The organism is Stappia sp. (assembly GCF_965276915.1).
GTDB lineage: Bacteria > Pseudomonadota > Alphaproteobacteria > Rhizobiales > Stappiaceae > Stappia.
Map to the genome: position 1 here is coordinate 4,227,859 of NZ_OZ255709.1, position 19,927 is coordinate 4,247,785.

16 protein-coding genes are annotated in these 19,927 nt (G+C 63.9%); 9 read left to right on the forward strand and 7 right to left on the reverse strand.

The genetic code is table 11. The features are described from left to right. Nucleotides 1-290: 290 nt before the first annotated feature. Nucleotides 291-656 carry a flagellar protein FlaG gene (locus ACQY46_RS19780; protein WP_428697688.1) on the forward strand — a complete coding sequence of 122 codons (366 nt, stop codon included), beginning with the start codon at nucleotides 291-293 and terminating at the stop codon, nucleotides 654-656. A 109-nt stretch (nucleotides 657-765) separates the two neighbouring features. After that, nucleotides 766-2,586, forward strand: coding sequence for a tetratricopeptide repeat protein (locus ACQY46_RS19785; RefSeq protein ID WP_428697689.1), 1,821 nt, complete (start codon nucleotides 766-768; stop codon nucleotides 2,584-2,586). Nucleotides 2,587-2,604: 18 nt separating this feature from the next. Here ACQY46_RS19785 and ACQY46_RS19790 read toward each other — a convergent pair whose 3' ends face one another. The 4 genes from ACQY46_RS19790 to ACQY46_RS19805 form a co-directional block, all read right to left on the reverse strand. Further along, the gene (locus ACQY46_RS19790) at nucleotides 2,605-3,312 is read right to left on the reverse strand and encodes an acylneuraminate cytidylyltransferase family protein (protein ID WP_428697690.1); all 708 of its coding nucleotides are present in this window, start codon (nucleotides 3,310-3,312) and stop codon (nucleotides 2,605-2,607) included. After that, the gene (locus tag ACQY46_RS19795) at nucleotides 3,309-4,061 is read right to left on the reverse strand and encodes a class I SAM-dependent methyltransferase (protein ID WP_428697691.1); all 753 of its coding nucleotides are present in this window, start codon (nucleotides 4,059-4,061) and stop codon (nucleotides 3,309-3,311) included. The genes ACQY46_RS19790 and ACQY46_RS19795 overlap by 4 nt, the downstream gene beginning before the upstream one ends. Beyond that, on the reverse strand, nucleotides 4,058-5,227 hold the full coding sequence (locus ACQY46_RS19800) for a polysaccharide pyruvyl transferase family protein (RefSeq protein WP_428697692.1): 1,170 nt from the start codon (nucleotides 5,225-5,227) through the stop codon (nucleotides 4,058-4,060). The genes ACQY46_RS19795 and ACQY46_RS19800 overlap by 4 nt, the downstream gene beginning before the upstream one ends. 95 nt (nucleotides 5,228-5,322) lie before the next feature. Continuing rightward, entirely contained in the window at nucleotides 5,323-6,192 is an 870-nt protein-coding gene (locus ACQY46_RS19805) for an N-acetylneuraminate synthase family protein (protein ID WP_428697693.1), read from the reverse strand. Between the two features lie 354 nt (nucleotides 6,193-6,546). Here ACQY46_RS19805 and ACQY46_RS19810 point away from each other — a divergent pair, with 354 nt between their 5' ends. The 6 genes from ACQY46_RS19810 to flaF all read left to right on the forward strand — a co-directional run bounded on the left by ACQY46_RS19810 (nucleotide 6,547) and on the right by flaF (nucleotide 13,614). Further along, nucleotides 6,547-7,932 carry a flagellin gene (locus ACQY46_RS19810; RefSeq protein WP_428697694.1) on the forward strand — a complete coding sequence of 462 codons (1,386 nt, stop codon included), beginning with the start codon at nucleotides 6,547-6,549 and terminating at the stop codon, nucleotides 7,930-7,932. 232 nt (nucleotides 7,933-8,164) lie between these two features. Then, nucleotides 8,165-9,553, forward strand: coding sequence for a flagellin (locus ACQY46_RS19815; RefSeq protein WP_428697695.1), 1,389 nt, complete (start codon nucleotides 8,165-8,167; stop codon nucleotides 9,551-9,553). A gap of 206 nt (nucleotides 9,554-9,759) precedes the next feature. Further along, complete coding sequence (locus tag ACQY46_RS19820) at nucleotides 9,760-11,148, forward strand: flagellin (protein ID WP_428697696.1); 1,389 nt, start codon at nucleotides 9,760-9,762, stop codon at nucleotides 11,146-11,148. Between the two features lie 224 nt (nucleotides 11,149-11,372). Next, nucleotides 11,373-12,761: a flagellin gene (locus ACQY46_RS19825; protein WP_428697697.1), complete on the forward strand. Its 1,389-nt coding sequence runs from the start codon at nucleotides 11,373-11,375 to the stop codon at nucleotides 12,759-12,761. A 108-nt stretch (nucleotides 12,762-12,869) separates the two neighbouring features. Next, nucleotides 12,870-13,364: a flagellar biosynthesis repressor FlbT gene (flbT, locus tag ACQY46_RS19830; protein WP_428697698.1), complete on the forward strand. Its 495-nt coding sequence runs from the start codon at nucleotides 12,870-12,872 to the stop codon at nucleotides 13,362-13,364. Then, nucleotides 13,246-13,614, forward strand: a complete 369-nt coding sequence (gene flaF / locus ACQY46_RS19835; protein WP_428697699.1) for a flagellar biosynthesis regulator FlaF — start codon at nucleotides 13,246-13,248, stop codon at nucleotides 13,612-13,614. The genes flbT and flaF overlap by 119 nt, the downstream gene beginning before the upstream one ends. A 280-nt stretch (nucleotides 13,615-13,894) precedes the next feature. Here the strand turns inward: flaF and ACQY46_RS19840 are convergent, their stop codons facing one another. The 3 genes from ACQY46_RS19840 to ACQY46_RS19850 all read right to left on the reverse strand — a co-directional run bounded on the left by ACQY46_RS19840 (nucleotide 13,895) and on the right by ACQY46_RS19850 (nucleotide 18,795). Next, nucleotides 13,895-15,421 (reverse strand): flagellar protein, encoded by a 1,527-nt coding sequence (locus tag ACQY46_RS19840; protein WP_428697700.1) that lies wholly within the window; start codon nucleotides 15,419-15,421, stop codon nucleotides 13,895-13,897. Between the two features lie 9 nt (nucleotides 15,422-15,430). Further along, complete coding sequence (gene flgK, locus ACQY46_RS19845; protein WP_428697701.1) at nucleotides 15,431-17,314, reverse strand: flagellar hook-associated protein FlgK; 1,884 nt, start codon at nucleotides 17,312-17,314, stop codon at nucleotides 15,431-15,433. 77 nt (nucleotides 17,315-17,391) lie between these two features. Further along, nucleotides 17,392-18,795, reverse strand: coding sequence for a flagellar hook protein FlgE (locus ACQY46_RS19850; protein WP_428697702.1), 1,404 nt, complete (start codon nucleotides 18,793-18,795; stop codon nucleotides 17,392-17,394). 282 nt (nucleotides 18,796-19,077) lie between these two features. On the opposite strand from ACQY46_RS19850, the gene ACQY46_RS19855 reads away from it, so the two are divergent. Continuing rightward, nucleotides 19,078-19,923, forward strand: coding sequence for an AAA family ATPase (locus tag ACQY46_RS19855; protein WP_428697703.1), 846 nt, complete (start codon nucleotides 19,078-19,080; stop codon nucleotides 19,921-19,923). The last annotated feature ends 4 nt before the right edge of the window (nucleotides 19,924-19,927 follow it).

Genomic DNA, 19,927 nt, shown 5'->3' on the forward strand with positions numbered 1-19,927 from the left:
CCAGGCAAGATCCCGGATCACGGTCTTGCGGGTCTTTTCGCGCCGGAACGGGAACGAATCAGGATCACATCGCATCAATCGAAAAACCTAACGAATTCATTAACAGCCGATTCACAGTTTTATGTCAGTATCTGCGTCGTGAACTGCATGTCTAGCGTCGTTCATGCCTGAACAAATTTCTATCAAGAAGAGCCGACACAAGGTTAATGGATGAAAGGCGGAAGAATTAACCAAGGCGTTTGATCCCGGGTGCGTGGCCTTCAGGGGTCTTTCCGGTGGAGGGGTATGAAATGGAAGCAACTGCAATCAGGACACCGGCCTATGCGTCGCCGCCGGCGACGGTCAGGCCCTCCGAACCGACCGACCCGGCTCCGGTTCCCACCGACGTGCCGCCTGAAAAGGCTGTGCAGCCGGCCACCGAGAGCGCCGCAAGTCGCCGTCCGGCCGACAACGGTTTCAACAGCGCCGAAGCGAACATCAAGCGCGAGGAGTATCGCGACAAGGTGACGGATTCGCTGGTGTTTCGCGCTGTCGACATCAACACCGGAGAGGTCGTCCGGCAGATCCCCGAGGAATCGCTGTTGCGCCTGCGCCGCGCCTTCGCGGAAACGACCCACAAGGACATGACGGGCCTCGGCTTCAGCCGCAGCCTGTGAACACGTGACGGGACCGGCCGATGGCCGGTCTCAAGAGCGCCCGGCGCTGAAGCCGGCCATTCCGAATCGGCTATAGTCGCGATCCGTTCCACACCGACACGGATGGCGCATGCCCGCTCCCGATCCTGCAAATCTCGAAAAGCTGCGCAAGGCACTGCACCTGCAGCGCGACGGCAAGATCGCCCGCGCCCGCGCCATCTACGAGAAGATCCTGAAGAGCGAGCCTGAAAATGCCGAGGCCGCAAACCTGCTCGGCATGTGCTTCCTTGAACAGGAGTTTCCCAAACGGGCCCTGCCCTTGTTCGAACGCGCCGTGCGACTCATGCCCGGCGAGGAGCGCTACCGCATCAACCTGATCGACTGCCAGGCACGGTTCGGGGAAGACGTCGACCCGCTCGCCGTCACGGAAGCCGCGCTGGCCGGGATCACAACGCCCTCTCCTGCCCTTCTGCATCGCCGCGCCGTCCTGCTGCGCCAGGCCGGCCGCTTTTCCGAGGCGCTTGCCGCCTATGACGCGGCCGTGCGCGCCAACCCTGAAGACGCCACGCTTCTCGTCGAGTTCGGACAGACGCTCATCCTTGCCGGCAAGCACGAGGAGGCGCTGCGCGTCCTCGACTTCGTGCTGTCCGTCGATGCCGGCCATCGCCTGGCGCTTCTCAGCCGCGCCGACGCGCTGAACCAGATGTATCGCAGCCGGGAAGCCCGCGACCTGCTGCTTGCCAGCTCGGCCGCCTTCGAGGTCGACCGCGACGCCGAATACCACCTCAGCCTTGCCAATTCCCGTTGGGGCAGCGGCGAGCACAGCCTGGCGCTGGCCGGAGCGGATCGCAGCCTGGCCCTCGGCCTTGCCGGCCCGGACAGCCATCTGGTACGTGGCAAGGCGCTCTACCATCTCGGTCGTTTCGCCGAGGCGATCGAGGCGCTCGACAAGGTGCTGGCGCTAGATCCCGGGCGCCACGAGGCGGCAATGACGCTCGGCTTCGCCTGTCTTGCCAACGGCGATCTCGCCCGCGGCTGGGCACTGGCCGAACGCCGCATGGACGCCAACAGCAAGGGGTTGATCACCCGCAAGTTCACCCGCCCCAAATGGCAAGGCGAACCGCTTGACGGCAGGACGCTGATGATCTGGGACGACCAGGGCATCGGCGACGTGCTGCGCTCCGCCTCCATGTTTGCCGAACTGGCCGAACAGGCCGGAAAGCTGATCGTCGAGTGCCATCCCAAGCTCATTCCGCTGCTGGCCCGCAATTTCCCGGGGATCGAGGTGCGCCCCCGCCAACACGAAGCGGCCGTCACGCTCTTCGCGGCGGAAGCGTTCGACTGTCAGTGTTCCTTCGGCACGCTGCCGATGCATCTGCGGCCCGACATCGCCTCGTTCCCGCGGCAACGGGCCTTCCTGTCGGCCGACCAGGCCCGCGTCGCGGAACTCCGCATGCGGCCGCCGCTCGGCAGCGACCGGCCGAAGGTCGGCCTGTCCTGGACCAGCGGCAACCGCACGGGGTTGCGCGCCGGCTCTTACCTCGCGCTTGCCGATCTCTTGCCGCTGCTGGCCATCGACGAGGTCGATTTCGTCCTGCTCGACTATACCGACCGCAGCGTCGAGATCGCCGAACTGCAGGCGCAGGCACCCTTCACCCTGCATCGCTGGGACGATCTCGATCTTTTCAATGATCTCGAAACCGTCGCGGCGCTTGCGTCCTGCATGGATCTGGTGATTTCGGCCAATACGTCCGTCGCCGACATGGCCGGCGCACTCGGCGTGCCGACATGGCGGTTCGGACCGGTGACCGGCACGATCCTGCTTGGCGAAGAGAACCCGCCATGGTCTCCGGCAACGCGGTATTTGCGCCTCGAACCGGAAAAACCGGCCGGCGAGATCGTGCCGCGTCTCGCGAGCGACCTGCGTCAGTGGCTCGGCGCGCGGCGCTGACCGGCTGCGCCGAGTTGCCTACATCTGGATCGGGTGGATATCGAGATTGCGCTCCAGCCGTTCCAGCATCAGTTCGGCAACGGCAATGTCCTGCGGCTCGTCGATCTCCACGACCTCTTCGTCGCTGGTCTCGTAGAAGCCCGTGCGTCCGGTCAGCCGGCAGCCGGTGCGCCTGAAGCTTTCCGTACGGAACAGATAGAAGTTTCCGGTTTCGCGATAATAGCGGTCCTCGGCCGGAATCTGCTGGCGCATCAAACGATTGTGCGGATCGTAGAGCGGCTCCGGCTCCGGCAGGTTGCGCCAGATATAATTGCGGATCAACCGCGCCGAAAAGAGCGAATCATAGCCCCCCTCTTCGAAATGCGCCCAGGCGCCCGCCAGCGTGTCGCGGCGACGCACAGGCGAGGTAACCTGCGGAAAGAGCACCGCATCCGGCACCTCGCTCCGGCACATCCGGTCGAGCGCATGGTGGAGCGAAGCCTCCGCCGGCGATGTGTCGGTTGCAAACTCGCCCGGCCTCAACACCGGCACCCGTGCACCGAGCGCGCGCGCTGTCTCGGCGATTTCCTCGCTGTCGGTGGAGACGATCACGTCGCGGACAAAGCCGGCATTCTGCGCCGCCTCGATGGTCCAGGCGATCAGCGGCTTGCCGAAGACGGGGACGAGGTTCTTGCGCGGGATTCCCTTGGAACCGCCGCGGGCAAGCACAATCGCGTCACAGATCATTGTTCTTTTTCCGCAAACACCGTCACGAAGGACCCCCAGAAGGCGGGCGACACGCCCTCTTGCGGACGAAGCATCCGTTCCCAGGCTTCATTCGTCGCGAACCGCGTGCCGAAGAACGGATAATCGACCGATACGACCCGGAAGCCGGAAGCGCGCAGCAGGCGCATCAGCGAGTCATCGGTGAACAGGCTGACATGCGTCGGATCGTGGAGCAAGCGGAAGCGCTCGCCAAAGAGCCGCGCCGCCGCGCTTGCGAAATTCGGCGTGCCGACCACGAACAGACCACCCGGCCCGAGCGCCTGCGCCACCGTGCGGACGAAATCGACAGGCTCTTCGATATGCTCGATCACATGATGGGCAATGACCGCGTCGCAGGAGCCTGCGGCGAAGCTATCGCGGGTCAGCACGCCGCGAATCGTCCGCGCTCCGCTGCGTTCGGCGGCGAGTTCCACAGCTCTCTCGGACGGATCGATACCAATACGCTCATGCGCCGGATCGATCTGCTCCAGCAGTTCGCCAAGCCCGCAGCCGATGTCGACCACCCGGCCGGCCGGACGCGCATTCACCGCTTCAGCGATATAGGCAAGGTCGGCCTTGCGCAGGTCGCGCTCGGTGGAGAGATCGCGAACGCGCCCGTCCGGGTCACGCTTGTCGTCCCAATATTCATCAGGCGCGACGCGGGCCGGATAGTGCACGAAATAGTCGTGCGAGCCATAGAGCGCCAGGCACTGCTCGATGATTGATGTCACGACACATTCTCCAGCCGAAGCGACAGCCAATCGGCCAGTTCGTCGTGATGACGCTTCAGGACAGCCCGCTCACCGGCACGGATCTCGCCAAGCTGCGCGATTGTTGAAGCCGGATCGGCAAGATCATGCGAGAGCGCATGGAAAAGCGGCGCAAGGTCCGTTTCGGCAGCCCAGGCATGGCATCGCCCGCCGAGACCCAGAGCCTCGAACTGCCCCTCGATCTTGTGATGGGTGGAGATGCCGAAAACCGGTGTCCGAAAGCCGATGGACGCGAGGCATGCATGGTAGCGCATGGCGATCACCGCCGCCGCGCGGCGATAGAGGTCGAAGGACGGCGCCCACCCGCCTGCGCCCTGCGCCAGGCCGGAGACCACGACCCGCTCGCGCCGGATCCGGTCGTCCAGGGCATCGAGAACCGCCCCGATAGGTCCGAAATCGCTGTAGATATGCGGTACGAAAACACACAGGAGCGAGGGATCCTCGCCAAGAAGCGTGCCAAGGCCGGCCGCGACATCGGCGGCGAACCGGCGCGTCAGGTCGGCACCGTCCGCACCCGCGTAACGCTTGTCGGGCATGTCGCCGGCAAGATTGACCGCAATGAAACGGGCGCCTTCCGGCACGCCCGAATGGTCGAACGTATCCGGTTCGGCAAAGAGGCCGCCATCGGGAACCACCGTCATGGCGTCGGCATAGGCCGGCCCCAGATGATCGCGGATCAGTGCATCCGAACCGTCGTTGCGCAGCGAGAAACGGCAATGATCGAAGGCGAGCAGTTCATCGAGAAAGGCACGGCTGCGCGCAACCGCGACCTGGCTGACGCCGCGCGTTGCGTCGACGCCCAGCCCGTGGAAGAGGACCGGGCGACGGATCGCGGCGAAAACCTCCGGTCCGGCCTCCAGATAGGTTCCCGACGAGGTCGTCTCGCGCCACAGCTGAAACAGGCTGAAACCGCCGATGACGACGAGATCCGCGGCATTCGCCTCGGCGACAAACCGCTCGTCGAAGGCCCGACGCTGCCAGTGGATGAACTCGCGCACCTCGCAAGGGGAGTGATCCAGGGCGAATGGCAGGTCGGCCGCACGCGTCCGGTATTCGCCGTCATGCATGGCGTTGTCGCCGAGATTGCCGACAAAGGACGCGAGATGCAGGGCCTTCAAGGGACGCATGCGAACGCCGGCACGTATGGAATGCAGAGCGATGGCGAGGGTCCCGGGAAGCGCATCACGTCAACGTCCATCTGCTCCACATGCGAAAACCGCCCTCACAGCGACGCCAGCGTGTCCTTCCGGCGCAGCTTTTCCATGACCGGACGCTCGCGATTGTAGATCTCGATGACGCCGTTGCCACGGGTTTTCTCGGCAAGGCGAATGCCTGCGATCATTTCCTTGGTCTGCGCCACGTCGATCGACGATGCCTGGTCCGATCCCCACATGTTCCGGTCGAGGGTGAAATGCCGCTCCACCGACACCGCCCCGAAGGCAATCGACAGGATGCTCGGCAGGATGCCTTCCTCGTGCCCGGAATAGCCGATCTTCAGCTGCGGGAACCGCTCGCGAAGCGTCGAGATGCCGGCAAGATTGATCTCCTCCGGCAGCGCGGGATAGGTCGAGGTGCAATGGTAGAGGCAGGCGATCTCACCGCCGGCATCCTCGATCGTCTCCACCACCGCACGCACCATCTTCAGGTCGCACATGCCGGTCGACACCAGCAGCGGCACGCCGCTGCGCGCCGCATGGACAATCAGGTCCCGGTCGGTGACCGAGGCCGACGCCATCTTCAGATAGGGAACATCGAGCGCGACGAGGAAGTCCACCGACGCCTCGTCCCAGGGCGAGGCATACCAGGCGATGCCGATTTCGGCACAGAGCGCGGCGATCCGCTCGTAGTCCTTGCGCCCGAACTCCAGCCCGCGCTTGAGGTCGCCATTGGTCTCGCCAAACGGCGACTTGCGCGGCCGCTCCAGTTCCTCGGCCGAATAGACCACATCGACGGTACGTTTCTGGAACTTGACCGCATCGCAGCCGGCGCGATGCGCCGCCTGGATCATCTCCAGCGCCAGGTCGATGCTGCCATTGTGGTTGATGCCGATTTCGGCAACGACCGTGCACTTGTCAAAGGTGAAGAGGCTCATCTCGCGATCTTTTCGGCTCGCGGCGAACGCGGATCCCGAATGCTCGGTGCGGCGCGTTCGCGGGTTTCGCTGCTCATTTCGCACGACGTTAACGCCGCCGCCAGACGGCTGATGACGTCCGATCTCCGGCAAGCGACGTTTTCGAGCATGCACCAGTATCCCCGTTTCCATGTGATTCGGCGAGACTTTTTCGCCCCGCGGCGGCCCCTGCGTAAGCTGCCGGAAGCCGGTAATATGCCGTTAACCCTAACTTCCGTTAACCCTTTGTTTTTACGACTGATTCGGATTTGCCGCCGTATCTTGGCCAGGCAACGAGGATGCGTTGCGCTACTTGTTACCAGAAAGGTACACCCCATGAGCGTTACTCTCTCCGCTGGCGTTCGCCAGAACCTCCTGTCGCTGCAGCAGACTGCCGACATGATGTCCCAGACCCAGAACCGTCTTGCCACCGGCAAGAAGGTCACCTCGGCCCTGGACAACCCGACCAACTTCTTCACCTCGAAGAGCCTGAATTCCCGCGCCAACGAGCTGTCGAGCCTTCTCGACGGCATCTCCAACGCGACCAAGACCCTCGAGGCCGCCGACAACGGTATCAAGGCGATCACCAAGCTGGTGGAAAGCGCCCAGTCGACCGCCCGTCAGGCCCTGCAGGATGGCGGCGCCGGCGCCGGCACCGTGATCGAGTCGTCTTCTTCGATCTCGACCAACGGCCTCACCCCGGAAGCGGGCGAGTCGATCCAGGATCAGGCCAAGCGCCAGACCCTCTCGAACCTCGGCTTCGCCAATGGCGACACCATCGAGCTGCAGGCAACCGACACCGCAACCGGTTCGGTTTCCACGATCTCGATCACCGTCGGCACGACGCAGAAGGTTGACGGCACCGGTGCGGTCGCGACCGTCCAGGACGCGGTTGACGTGATCAATGCCTCGGGCGTTGCCACGGCTGAAGTGTCCGACGCCGGCAAGCTGAAGCTCTCCGGTTCCGACACCGACACTCTGAACCTGACCGTTACGGACACGGGCGGCGACGCCTCCACCGCGACGACCCAGGCGACGTCGCTTGCCGCCTCGCTCGGCTTCGGCACCAACTCCAACGTTGACCTGTCCGACCCGGCCGATGGCGACTATGTCGACGCCGGCGAGACGGCGGTCACCTTCACCGACGGTGCTACCGCCGGTGCCGCCGACAGCCTGTCGATCACCACCCAGGCCAACCCGGCCGCAAACTCGTCCTCGCGCCAGAAGCTGGTGTCGCAGTTCAACGAGATTCTGGGCCAGATCGACAAGCTCGCCGCGGATGCCTCGTTCAACGGCACCAACCTGATCAACTCTTCGTCCTCGAAGCTCACCGTCGCCTTCAACGAGAAGCGCGATGCGGGCTCCAAGTCGGAGCTGTCGATCGGCGGCAAGGACCTGACCTCGTCGGGCCTGAGCCTCACCAACGTGTCGAGCCTCAGCGATGCCGAGGCGAATGCGACGCTCGACACGCTCAGCGCCGCTCTCGGCACCCTGCGCGAGACGTCCTCGACCTTCGGTTCGAACCTCAACACGGTCACGATCCGCAAGGACTTCACCAAGGACCTGATCAACACCCTGCAGACGGGTGCGGACAACCTGGTGCTCGCCGATACCAACGAGGAAGGCGCCAACCTTCTCGCCCTGCAGACCCGCCAGTCGCTGTCCACCACGGCCCTGTCGCTGTCCTCGCAGGCCGACCAGGCAGTGCTGCGTCTCCTCTAAGGGCGCAAAACGCAAACGACGCGAAAGCGTTACGGAAAAGGCGGCGGGTTTCGACTCGCCGCCTTTTCTGCATCCCTTGCGATATGGTTAACAAACCCATTGGTAACGCACGCAAAATCGGAGTTCGTGCAAGATCCGATTAACCTTAATTTAGCCTTTCGGCCCCTACTGTGACTGCAAGCCTCAGGACGAGGCCCAATGCGTAACTTGGGCAGCCAGAAAGGATTTCCGAATGTCCGATATCACTCTCTCCGCCGGTGTGCGTCAGAACCTCCTGACCCTGCAGAGCACCGCAGACATGATGGCCACGACCCAGAACCGTCTTGCCACCGGCAAGAAGGTCAACTCGGCCCTCGACAACCCGACCAACTTCTTCACCTCGCAGTCGCTCGGCGCCCGCGCCAACGACCTGAACAACCTGCTCGACGGCATCGGCAACGCGATCAAGACGATCGAGGCCGCCGACAACGGCATCACCGCCATCACCAAGCTGGTGGAGAGCGCCCAGTCGACCGCCCGTCAGGCCCTGCAGGACGGCTCGGCCGGTTCCGGCACCGTCGTCGAGAGCTCCTCGTCGATCTCGACCAACGGCCTCACGCCGGTCTCGGGCGAGTCCATCCAGGACCAGGCCAAGCGCCAGACCCTCGCCAACCTCGGCTTCGCCAATGGCGACACGATCACCCTGCAGACGACCGACACCGCCACGGGTTCGGTCTCCAGCATCGCGATCAATGTCGGCACGACGCAGAAGACCGACGGCACCGGCCCGGTCGCGACCGTTCAGGACGTTCTCGACGTGATCAACGCCTCGGGCGTTGCCACCGCCGAAGTCACCGACGCCGGCAAGCTGAAGATCACCGGCTCGGATTCCGAGACCATCAACCTGTCGATCGTCGACACGGGCGGCGACGCCTCCACCGCGACGACCCAGGCAACCTCGCTGGCCGCCTCGCTCGGCTTCGGCACCAACTCCAACGTTGACCTGTCCGATCCGGCCGATGGCGACTATGTCGACGCCGGCGAGACGGCGGTCACCTTCACCGACGGCGCCACCGCCGGTGCCGCCGACAGCCTGTCGATCACGACCCAGGCCAACCCGGCCGCGAACTCCTCCACCCGCCAGAAGCTGGTGTCGCAGTTCAACGACATCCTGGGCCAGATCGACAAGCTCGCCGCGGATGCCTCGTTCAACGGCATCAACCTGATCAACTCCTCCTCCTCCAAGCTCACCGTCGCCTTCAACGAGAAGCGCGATGCGGCGACGAAGTCGGAGCTGAAGATCGGCGGCGAGGACCTGACCTCCTCGGGCCTCAGCATCAGCCAGGTCTCGAGCCTCAGCGACACCGAGGCGAACACCTCGCTCGACGAGCTCTCCGAGGCGCTGATCACCCTGCGCGAGGCCGGCTCCAAGTTCGGTTCGAGCCTCTCGACCGTGCAGATCCGCAAGGACTACACCAAGGCGGCGATCAACACCCTGCAGACCGGTGCGGACAACCTGGTGCTTGCCGACACCAACGAGGAAGGCGCCAACCTCCTCGCCCTGCAGACCCGCCAGCAGCTGTCCACCACGGCCCTGTCGCTCTCCTCGCAGGCCGACCAGGCAGTGCTGCGTCTGTTCTGATCGACCAGGACCAGACGCGCGAAGAACAAAACGGCGGGGCTCTCCCCGCCGTTTTTTTTTCGCATCAAAGCCAGGCGATATTTTTCTTAATCTTTGCCCGCCAATTGCAATTATGGTTAACCGCTCGTTAGTGTTTTTGTCGCAATCCTTAACGCGATCTCAGAATGAGACTCGCCCGCGACGGGGCGACGCGAAAGGATTTTGCAATGTCCGATATCACTCTTTCCGCCGGTGTCCGTCAGAACCTCCTGACGCTGCAGAACACCGCAGACATGATGGCCACGACCCAGAACCGTCTTGCCACCGGCAAGAAGGTCAACTCGGCCCTCGACAACCCGACCAATTTCTTCACCTCGCAGTCGCTCGGCGCCCGCGCCAACGATCTCGGCTCGCTGCTCGACGGCATCGGCAACGCGATCAAGACGATCGAGGCCGCCGACAACGGCATCACCGCCATCACCAAGCTGGTGGAGAGCGCCCAGTCGACCGCCCGTCAGGCCCTGCAGGACGGCTCGGCCGGTTCCGGCACCATCGTCGAGAGCTCCTCGTCGATCTCGACCAATGGCCTCACGCCGGTCTCGGGCGAGTCCATCCAGGACCAGGCCAAGCGCCAGACGCTCGCCAACCTCGGCTTCGCCAATGGCGACACGATCACCCTGCAGACGACCAACACGGGTACGGGTTCGGTCTCGAGCATCGCGATCAACATCGGCACGACGCAGAAGACCGACGGCACCGGCCCGGTCGCGACCGTCCAGGACGTCCTCGACGTGATCAATGCCTCGGGCATTGCCACGGCGGAAGTCACCGACGCCGGCAAGCTGAAGATCACCGGATCGGACGCCGAGACGATCGACCTGTCGATCGTCGACACGGGCGGCGACGCCTCCACCGCGACGACCCAGGCAACCTCGCTGGCCGCCTCGCTCGGCTTCGGCACCAATTCCAATATCGACCTCTCAGACCCGGCCGATGGCGACTATGTCGACGCCGGCGAGACGGCGGTCACCTTCACCGACGGCGCCACCGCCGGTGCCGCCGACACCCTGTCGATCGTCGCACAGGCCAACCCGGCCGCGAACTCCTCCACCCGCCAGAAGCTGGTGTCGCAGTTCAACGACATCCTGGGCCAGATCGACAAGCTCGCCGCGGATGCCTCGTTCAACGGCATCAACCTGATCAACTCCTCGTCCTCCAAGCTCACCGTCGCCTTCAACGAGAAGCGCGATGCGGCGACGAAGTCGGAGCTGAAGATCGGCGGCGAGGACCTGACCTCCTCGGGCCTCAGCATCACCAACGTGTCGAGCCTCAGCGACACCGAGGCGAACACCGCCCTCGACGAGCTCTCCGAGGCGCTGATCACCCTGCGCGAGGCCGGCTCCAAGTTCGGTTCGAGCCTCTCGACCGTGCAGATCCGCAAGGATTTCACCAAGGCGTCGATCAACACCCTGCAGACGGGTGCGGACAACCTGGTGCTTGCCGACACCAACGAGGAAGGCGCCAACCTTCTTGCCCTGCAGACACGCCAGCAGTTGTCGACGACGGCCCTGTCGCTCTCCTCGCAGGCCGACCAGGCGGTGCTGCGCCTGTTCTAAGGACACACGCAACCGCGTTTCACGTCCAAAAAAGGGGCGGCGAGAACACTCGCCGCCCCTTTTTTGCTCGAGTCGGGCAAGAGGCTTTCCCCCTGAAAAGACGACCTGTTTCGGAGTTGCAAGCCCGCGCTTTAACCTTTCATCAGGGATAAGTAAGGCACACTGCCGAGAAGCCTCAGGATGAGGCTGTCCCGCCCGGCGGGGTCAGGCAAAAGGATTTTGCTGTGTCCAATATTACTCTTTCCGCCGGTGTGCGTCAGAACCTCCTGACGCTGCAGAGCACCGCAGACATGATGGCCACGACCCAGAACCGTCTTGCCACCGGCAAGAAGGTCAACTCGGCCCTCGACAACCCGACCAACTTCTTCACCTCGCAGTCGCTCGGCGCCCGCGCCAACGATCTCGGCTCGCTGCTCGACGGCATCGGCAACGCGATCAAGACGATCGAAGCCGCCGACAACGGCATCACCGCCATCACCAAGCTGGTGGAGAGCGCCCAGTCGACCGCCCGTCAGGCGCTGCAGGACGGCTCGGCCGGTTCCGGCACCGTCGTCGAGAGCTCCTCGTCGATCTCGACCAACGGCCTCACGCCGGTCTCGGGCGAGTCCATCCAGGACCAGGCCAAGCGCCAGACGCTCGCCAACCTCGGGTTCCAAAACGGTGATCTGATCGAACTGTCTGCGCACGACACCGCGACCGGCGCGCTCTCCGGCCTCGGGATCACTGTCGGCACGACGCAGAAGACCGACGGCACCGGCCCGGTCGCGACCGTTCAGGACGTCCTCGACGTGATCAATGCCTCGGGCGTTGCCACCGCCGAAGTCACCGACGCCGGCAAGCTGAAGATCACCGCATCGGACGCCGAGGACATCTACCTGAACATCTTCGACACAGGCGGCGACGGTTCCACCTCGACGACCCAGGCAACCTCGCTGGCCGCCTCGCTCGGCTTCGGCACCAATTCCAATATCGACCTCTCAGACCCGGCCGATGGCGACTATGTCGACGCCGGCGAGACGGCGGTCACCTTCACCGACGGCACCACCGGCGGCGACATGGACTCGCTGATCATCGCCGCAAGGGCCAACCCGGCCGCGAACTCCTCCACCCGCCAGAAGCTGGTGTCGCAGTTCAACGACATCCTGGGCCAGATCGACAAGCTCGCCGCGGATGCCTCGTTCAACGGCATCAACCTGATCAACTCCTCGTCCTCGAAGCTCACCGTCGCCTTCAACGAGAAGCGCGATGCGGCGACGAAGTCGGAGCTGAAGATCGGCGGCGAGGACCTGACCTCCTCGGGCCTCAGCATCAGCCAGGTCTCGAGCCTCAGCGACACCGAGGCGAACACCTCGCTCGACGAGCTCTCCGAGGCGCTGATCACCCTGCGCGAGGCCGGCTCCAAGTTCGGTTCGAGCCTCTCGACCGTGCAGATCCGCAAGGATTTCACCAAGGCGTCGATCAACACCCTGCAGACGGGTGCGGACAACCTGGTGCTTGCCGACACCAACGAGGAAGGCGCCAACCTTCTTGCCCTGCAGACACGCCAGCAGCTGTCCACCACGGCCCTGTCGCTCTCCTCGCAGGCCGACCAGGCGGTGTTGCGTCTGTTCTAGTAGAAATACTAGGCAAATATTTCCGGGCGGCGAGAAAACTCGCCGCCCTTTCTATTTTGAGAGCACTTACTTGTTGCTTGAATCATAAGCCTATGAGAGTATTCAACCATGGCACTGAAGATCGAACTGCGCCCCAAGGAACGATTTATCGTCGGATCCACCGTAATAACAAACGGTGACCACCGCACGCATATCTTCATTGAGGGCAGTGAACCGATCCTTCGCGAAAAAGACATCTATACAGCGGAAACGGCAAACACACCCGCGAAGCGGATCTACCTGGCAGTCCAGCTCATGTACCTCAATCAGGACATAGAGCGTCACCGGAAAATCTACTTCGAACTTGTCAATGACTTCATTCAGGCTGCGCCCAGCACCATCGGCCGTGTGGACGCCGTCAACAATGAGATCTTAACCGGTTCTCTCTACGCTGCCTTGAGACGGGCGAGGGATCTGGTCGAGTATGAACGGGAACTGATCGAACATGCACAATCTGGCCAACGCAGCATATCAGCAGACGACGCAATCGACCGTGAACCCGAGGGAGCTGGAGGCGACCTTGCTGCTCAAGGCGGCAGCGCGGCTTCAGGCGGTCAAGGATGACTGGGGTGGCGACAGCCCGGTGACGCTGGACGAGGCGTTGTCCTACAATCGCCGCCTGTGGACGATCCTGGCCACGTCCGTGACAAGCAACGACAATCCGCTTCCGCTCGAGATCAAGCAGAACCTCGGTTCGCTGGGGGCCTTCATCCTCAAGCATACGCTTGATGTGATGACCAACCCGAGCCCCGAACGGTTGACGACGCTGATCCAGATCAACCGCAACATCGCCCAGGGCCTGCGCGGCACCTGAAGGCGAAACGCGGCCGGGACACCCCGGAACGCCACCGCAGCGCTTGAAACGCCGGCCTTCGCGCCGGCGTTTCGCGTTTCAGGACGCGGCCCCCCGCGCTCCCCCCCGCTCCCGGGCACGAACTTGTGCCCGGCCGGGCAGCGGGACGCGACCGGCGAAACTTCTGGCCCGAACAGCGCACGAAAAAACCCGGCGGGAACGGATCCGGCCGGGTCTTTCTTGCAGGGCTTCGGAACAACCCGGAGAGAGGTATGTTCCCGTCTCTCCGACAGCCCCGTCCCTATAGATAATTCGACAGGGACAGCTGCAGCGTCATGCTGGTCGCCTGGTAGCTTACTTCCAGGTTGGTCCGAAGCGTCAACAGCCTGACAGCGACATCTTCCTTGTTGATGCCCTCGATCTCGTCAACAAAGGCCTTCAGCGATCCCTCCTCCACCCGGTGCCGGGTTTCGGCGTCCTTGAGCGTGCGCTGCGCCGCGGCGAACTCCATGTGGTTCTGGCGAATGCCGGAGGCTTCCGCGCCGGCCGGCGTCAAGCCGCCGTAGGAACGCTGCGCCATCTGCTCGTAGAAGGCCTGGTTATCCGGGCTGTTGCTGGAGAAGTCCGAGGCGGCGAAGGCGGCAAGCGACTGGACGACAAGGCGGTAGCCGTCCTCGTTTGCGCGTGCGCCGTAGTTGATCTTCAGGTTTTCGTCGATCGCGGCGCCGGTATCCTGGCGCGGATTGCCGGGCGAGTTGTCACCGGTGTACCAGGCGACCGTGTCCGGCGTTCCGTCGCGCAGGGTGGTCGCGGTGGTGAAGTCGCCGGCATTCGGCACCACCCGCGCTTGCGGCAGATAGCCCGGCGGCACCGGCGACTTCGGCGCAGTGTCGAAGAAGGCTTCCGAGGCGCGCGTCGTCGAGGCCGCCTTCAGCTCCGTGTTCGCCGCCTTCTGCAGTGCGCTGTCGAGGGCGGTCTTGAAATAGGCGGCCGTGTCGGCCGGTGTCGCGCCGCGCGAGAAGGTGAATTCCGGATCGTCCTGTCCGCCGTCGACGCCCAGCGTGATCTCGCTCTGGGAACCGTCCGGCAGTGTCAGGAAGACGCGGATCGCCTCGCCGGGCTGCGGCTGTCCGGTGAAGTCGACATCCATCGATGGTGGCGGGCCGGCATTCTGCGTGACACTCACGTTGCTTAGGCCCGATGACACGTTGTCGATCTTGAAGCCGAACGGATGGGTACCGTCCTCGGCCAGCGTCACCTGGGTGCCGACCTGAGCGGTCGTCATGCGGCCGTTGCCGAGCGCGCCGAGATCCGCCTGGTTGTATTCTCCGATGACGGTTTTCAGGCCCGCATAATTGCCGTCGCCGGCAAGAATGTAATCAAGGCTCTGCACCGGCAGCTTGTCCGCGGTCTTTCCCGAGAACAGGTACCGTCCGCCGACATCCGTATTGAGATGCGACATGAACTCGCGAAGCGAAATCTCCGCCGCGGTCTGGGACGAGGTGCGGCCATTGCTGAACAGTTCGAAATTGTTCTGGTCGGTGGTCGCCTTCGCCTCGATGCGGATTTCCTCGAGCCGCTCGCTGGTCTTGTCGATCGTGTCGAGCCGAAGGCCGGCGATCTGGATCGTCTGCTTGTAGACGCCGACCTCGGAGAGCTGCTGCTTGAGCTGCAGGTCGAGGACGCGCGACGAGCCGAGGCCGCCATAGGTCTCCGACTTGAGGCCGCTGCCCAGCTGCCGCTGCAGGTCGTCCATCTGCGAGCGCATGCTGGTCAGGTAGTTGACCAGGCGCGGCGAGTTGAGGCTGCCATAGGGATTGATGGACATCGCGTCTCACTAGCTCCGCATCAGGATATCGTACAATTCGCGCACCACCTGCATCACCCGGGCGTTGGCCGCATAGGCGTTCTGCAGCGTGACGAGCTGCGCCAGTTCCTGGTCGACATCGACCTTCGAGGCGTTGTCGAGACGCGTCTTCAGGTTGGAGGTCACCACTTCCTGGCCGGCCAGCGTCGCCTTCGCCTGGGCGGCACGCCCGCTCTGGTGCGAGACCGCAGCCGTCACGAAGTCGTTGATCGACCCCGTGTAGACCGCGTTCACTCCACCGATCCTGGTGCCTGGCGAAAACGCGACCTTGGTGTTTTTCAGCTTGTCGAGGGCAGCCTGCGGCCGGGTCGGATCGCCATTGGCGATGCCGGGCGCGTATTCGACCAGCAACGAGGGATCGTCGAGCAGCGCCTCGGAGACCCGTATCCGGGAGGCAAAGCCGGTCGTGTTCGGCCGGCCGTCGGCCATGCCGGTAAACGGCTTGCCGTCGTCGTCGACGAACAGCGCGAAGGCATCGCCATGGGCGGAGAGATCGGTGATCGTCTCGTTGGCCGACAGGCTTTCGATCCGCGTCGCCCCCGGCGCCGTGCTTTCCAGCCGTAGGGTCGAGCCGCCCGGATTGGCGGCGGTAAAGACACCGGCGCCGATGCGCGGATCCCCGTCGAGGGCGCTCTGGATGTTCGCCGCGATGGTCCCGTAATTGCCGCTCGAGAAATCGACGGCGAGGAAGATGTCGTTGGAATCCTTGGTCGCCGTCAGCGCCGGGGGTTCGGATCCGTCACTGCGGTAGATGGTGACCGACTTGGTCCGCCCGGTGGTGATATCCTTGACATCGAACGTCAGGCTGTCACCGGGCTGCATGTTCGCCAGGTCCAGCTCATAGCCCGTCTGGGTGCCCACCGCCGGATAGGGAGTGCCGTCCTGCACGTGGGTGGAAAAGGCGCGCGCGAGGGAGCCGGCGAGTTCGTCGAGCTGCGTCTGCGCGTTCGTCAGGGTCTCGTCGCGCATGGTCACGAGACCGGCGAGCGACCCCGTGCGCAGCGTACGCGTTGCCAGCAGGTCGATCTGGCTGCCTTCCGAGTTCTCGAGCACCAGCGTGCCGACATCCCGGTCGGCAGGATCAATCGAGTAAAGCGCGTTGGCATTGACATTGCCGCGCACGTCGAACTTCAGCTTCATCACGTCGACATCGTAGAGCAACGTGCCGCCGCCCATGTGAACGCGCACGCCGCCCTGCTCTGTCGGCTTCACCGTGATGTCGATATAGCCCGACAGTTCCTCCAGGATCATGTCGCGCTGATCCATCAGCCCGACCGGCATGTCGCTGTCCTGCGAATTGGTCACGATCTCCCGGTCGAGCGCCTGCAGGTCGGTCAGCAGCTCGTTGACGCGGTCGACCTGGTCGGAGATCTGGTACTCGACCTCCTGTCGCATGTCCTGGATTTCCTGGGACATGGTGTTGATCTTGCCGGCGATCGCCTCGGCGGTGCGCAAGGCCTCGAGCCGGTTGGAATAGTCCTCCGGCCCGGACACCAGGTTCGACATCGACGAGATGAAGGAATTGACCGTGTTCGGCAGCGAGCCGGGATCCTGGATCGTTCCGAACAGCGTGTCGAGCCGTGCCGTGTATTGCTGGGAGACCGAGGCGTAATTGTTCTGCGCCAGCGACGTGCGGTACTGGGTCTGCACCGCAAGGTCGAGATAGCGGCGCATGCTGTCGGCGTCGAGGCCCGTGACCCGGCCGTTGCCGTCGTAGCTGACCGATGCCGTCAGGGATTTTCGCGTGTAGCCGACCGTATCCGCATTGGCGATGTTGCCCGCCGTCACATCCAGCTGCCGCTGGTTGTAACCGAGCCCGATCAGTGCGGTGTTGAGAACGCTACCCAGTCCCATGGCCTTGCCCGGCCTCCGCGTCGACGTGAAAGGACGGCCGGCCGGCGAAACGCCGGCCGGTCAGTTCGCGATCCGCGTCAGCGGATCATGTTGATCGCTTCCTGGAGCATTTCATCGCTCGAGCTGACGATACGGGTGTTGGCCGAGTAGGCCTGCTGGGTCACGATCAGCTTCGAGAACTCGTCGGCGATATCCGTATTGGACGCCTCGAGACGCTTGCCGACGATGTTGCCCTGCGCCCCGGAGATCGGTTCGCCGGATTCAGGCGTCACCTCGAAGGCGCCGCCATTGACGCGCTCCAGCCACGCCTCGCCCGAGAAGGAGACCAGCGAGATCTCGTAGAGCTCGCGGGTCCGGCCGTTCGAGTAGGAGGCAACGAGACGGCCGGCCTCGGAGACCGAGATGCCGGCCAGGTCGCCGGCCGGATAGCCGTTCTGGGTCAGCTTGGAGATCTTGGCATTGCCGTTGGCATCGGCGAACTGGGTCAGGGCATCGGTGCCGAAGTCGAGCGTCACGTCGCCGACTGTCTGTCCGTCGACCGTGAGGCCGGTAAGCGCCATGGAGTCCGTCGCCGGCAGCGTCATGCGGCCATCGGTGCCGAACTGGGCGTCGGACACCTTGCTCCATTTCGCGCCTGCACCGGTCGCCGTGGAGTCGGAGAGATAGTAGAGCGACCACGTGTCGGGCTGGGAACCGTCATCCTCGAAGGTCTTGGCCCAGCGCATCTGCACGTTTACCGGCGTGCCGCTCGCGTTGTAGACCGTGATCGCCTCGCCGGCGATCGAGCTGTTGAGGAAGGTCACCTCGTCATCGGAAGAGATCACATCGGCACCGACCGTCTGGCCGACTGCCGCCGCGTCGGGAACCGCACCGGTCGAGGCCTTGGTCAGCGCCGTGTCGAGCAGGTCCGTGCCGCCGGCCAGCTTGGCGCTGGTCTGCGGTGTTGTCGGCAGGTTGCCTTCATACTGGATGCGATCGGTCACGACGGCGGGAATGACGGAGCTGTCGATGGTCATGATCGAGGGCACCGAACCGGCGACGTTCTTGGTGACCGGGTCGATCGGCTGGCCCATCAGGTAGTAGCCGGCGCCGTTGACCAGGCGGCCTTCCTTGTCGACCTCGAAATCGCCGCGTCGGGTGTAAAGGTCGTTGCCGGTGAAGATCGAACGGCCGTCGACCTCGCCGGCGCGGCCCTGCACGACGAAGTAGCCGCTGCCGTTGATCGCCATATAGGTGTCGACCTGGCTCTGCTGCAGGTCGCCCTGGATGCCGTTCGTCGCCCGCGAACTGGCCGACACGGTGCCGGCAAGCTGGCTCGGCTGCGAGCCGCGACCGCCGCCGACAAGGTCCGAGAAGGACGTGTCGAGCCGCTTGTAGCCAACGGTCGCCGAGTTGGCGATGTTGCCTGAGATGTTCTCCAGCGCATAGGCCTGCGCGGAAAGGCCGGACACGGCCGCGTTCAATGCACCAAAAACACCCATGTGAACCTCCAGACGGATCGGATGGCATGACGGCGCCATAGCGGACACCGGTCTCGCGATTGTTGTTGGCAAGCAACGTGCCAGTTTCACAAAACGTCCCAAGTCTTTGAAATCGCTTGACCCAAAAAGGGAAGCGCGCGCGCAACCGGCGGCGTGGCGGCAGCTTTGTCCCCCTCCTCCCGGCAACAAATGCCGGGCCGGAGCCCGCGTGGGGCAGGTCTTGCGCATGCCTTGCCTGCCTCATACTGTGCAGCGCAAGAAAGTCTTGATGCGGGGATTTCAATGCGTTTTGAGGGTACGTCCGGATATGTCGCCACAGAGGATTTGCGGATCGCGGTCAACGCGGCTGTCGCCTTGCAGCGCCCTCTCCTCGTCAAGGGCGAACCGGGCACAGGCAAGACGGTTCTCGCCCAGGAGATCGCCGGCGCGCTCGATGCCGAACTGATCGAATGGCACATCAAGTCGACGACCAAGGCCCAGCAGGGGCTCTACGAATACGACGCGGTCTCGCGGCTGCGCGACAGCCAGCTCGGCGACGACCGGGTACACGACATCTCCAACTACATCCGCAAGGGCAAGCTCTGGGAAGCCTTCTCGGCCGACCGTCGCCCCGTCCTTCTCATCGACGAGATCGACAAGGCGGATATCGAGTTCCCCAACGATCTCCTGCAGGAGCTCGACCGCATGGAATTCCATGTCTACGAGACCGGAGAGTTGGTGAGCGCGCGACAGCGCCCGGTGGTGATCATCACCTCCAACAACGAGAAGGAGCTGCCCGACGCCTTCCTGCGCCGCTGCTTCTTCCACTACATCACCTTTCCCGATGCCGACACGATGACCGACATTGTCGAGGTGCATTTCCCCGGCCTGAAGGCGGAACTGCTGCGCGAGGCGCTCAAGATCTTCTACGATGTGCGCGACACGCCCGGACTTAAGAAGAAGCCCTCCACCTCGGAGCTCCTCGACTGGATCAAGCTGCTTCTGAACGAGGACATCGACCCCGCCGACCTGCGCGAACGCGACGCCCGCAAGCTCATCCCGCCATTGCACGGCGCGCTTTTGAAGAACGAGCAGGACGTCCACCTGTTCGAAAGGCTCGCCTTCCTCAATCGGCGCGAGGGGCGCTAGCGGC

Coding starts and splice junctions, on each gene's coding strand:
- ACQY46_RS19780 (WP_428697688.1), top strand. CDS start 291: ATGGAAGCAACTGCAATCAGGACACCGGCCTATGCGTCGCCGCCGGCG.
- ACQY46_RS19785 (WP_428697689.1), top strand. CDS start 766: ATGCCCGCTCCCGATCCTGCAAATCTCGAAAAGCTGCGCAAGGCACTG.
- ACQY46_RS19790 (WP_428697690.1), bottom strand. CDS start 3,312: ATGATCTGTGACGCGATTGTGCTTGCCCGCGGCGGTTCCAAGGGAATC.
- ACQY46_RS19800 (WP_428697692.1), bottom strand. CDS start 5,227: ATGCGTCCCTTGAAGGCCCTGCATCTCGCGTCCTTTGTCGGCAATCTC.
- ACQY46_RS19805 (WP_428697693.1), bottom strand. CDS start 6,192: ATGAGCCTCTTCACCTTTGACAAGTGCACGGTCGTTGCCGAAATCGGC.
- ACQY46_RS19810 (WP_428697694.1), top strand. CDS start 6,547: ATGAGCGTTACTCTCTCCGCTGGCGTTCGCCAGAACCTCCTGTCGCTG.
- ACQY46_RS19815 (WP_428697695.1), top strand. CDS start 8,165: ATGTCCGATATCACTCTCTCCGCCGGTGTGCGTCAGAACCTCCTGACC.
- ACQY46_RS19820 (WP_428697696.1), top strand. CDS start 9,760: ATGTCCGATATCACTCTTTCCGCCGGTGTCCGTCAGAACCTCCTGACG.
- flbT (WP_428697698.1), top strand. CDS start 12,870: ATGGCACTGAAGATCGAACTGCGCCCCAAGGAACGATTTATCGTCGGA.
- flaF (WP_428697699.1), top strand. CDS start 13,246: ATGCACAATCTGGCCAACGCAGCATATCAGCAGACGACGCAATCGACC.
- ACQY46_RS19840 (WP_428697700.1), bottom strand. CDS start 15,421: ATGTCCATCAATCCCTATGGCAGCCTCAACTCGCCGCGCCTGGTCAAC.
- flgK (WP_428697701.1), bottom strand. CDS start 17,314: ATGGGACTGGGTAGCGTTCTCAACACCGCACTGATCGGGCTCGGTTAC.
- ACQY46_RS19850 (WP_428697702.1), bottom strand. CDS start 18,795: ATGGGTGTTTTTGGTGCATTGAACGCGGCCGTGTCCGGCCTTTCCGCG.
- ACQY46_RS19855 (WP_428697703.1), top strand. CDS start 19,078: ATGCGTTTTGAGGGTACGTCCGGATATGTCGCCACAGAGGATTTGCGG.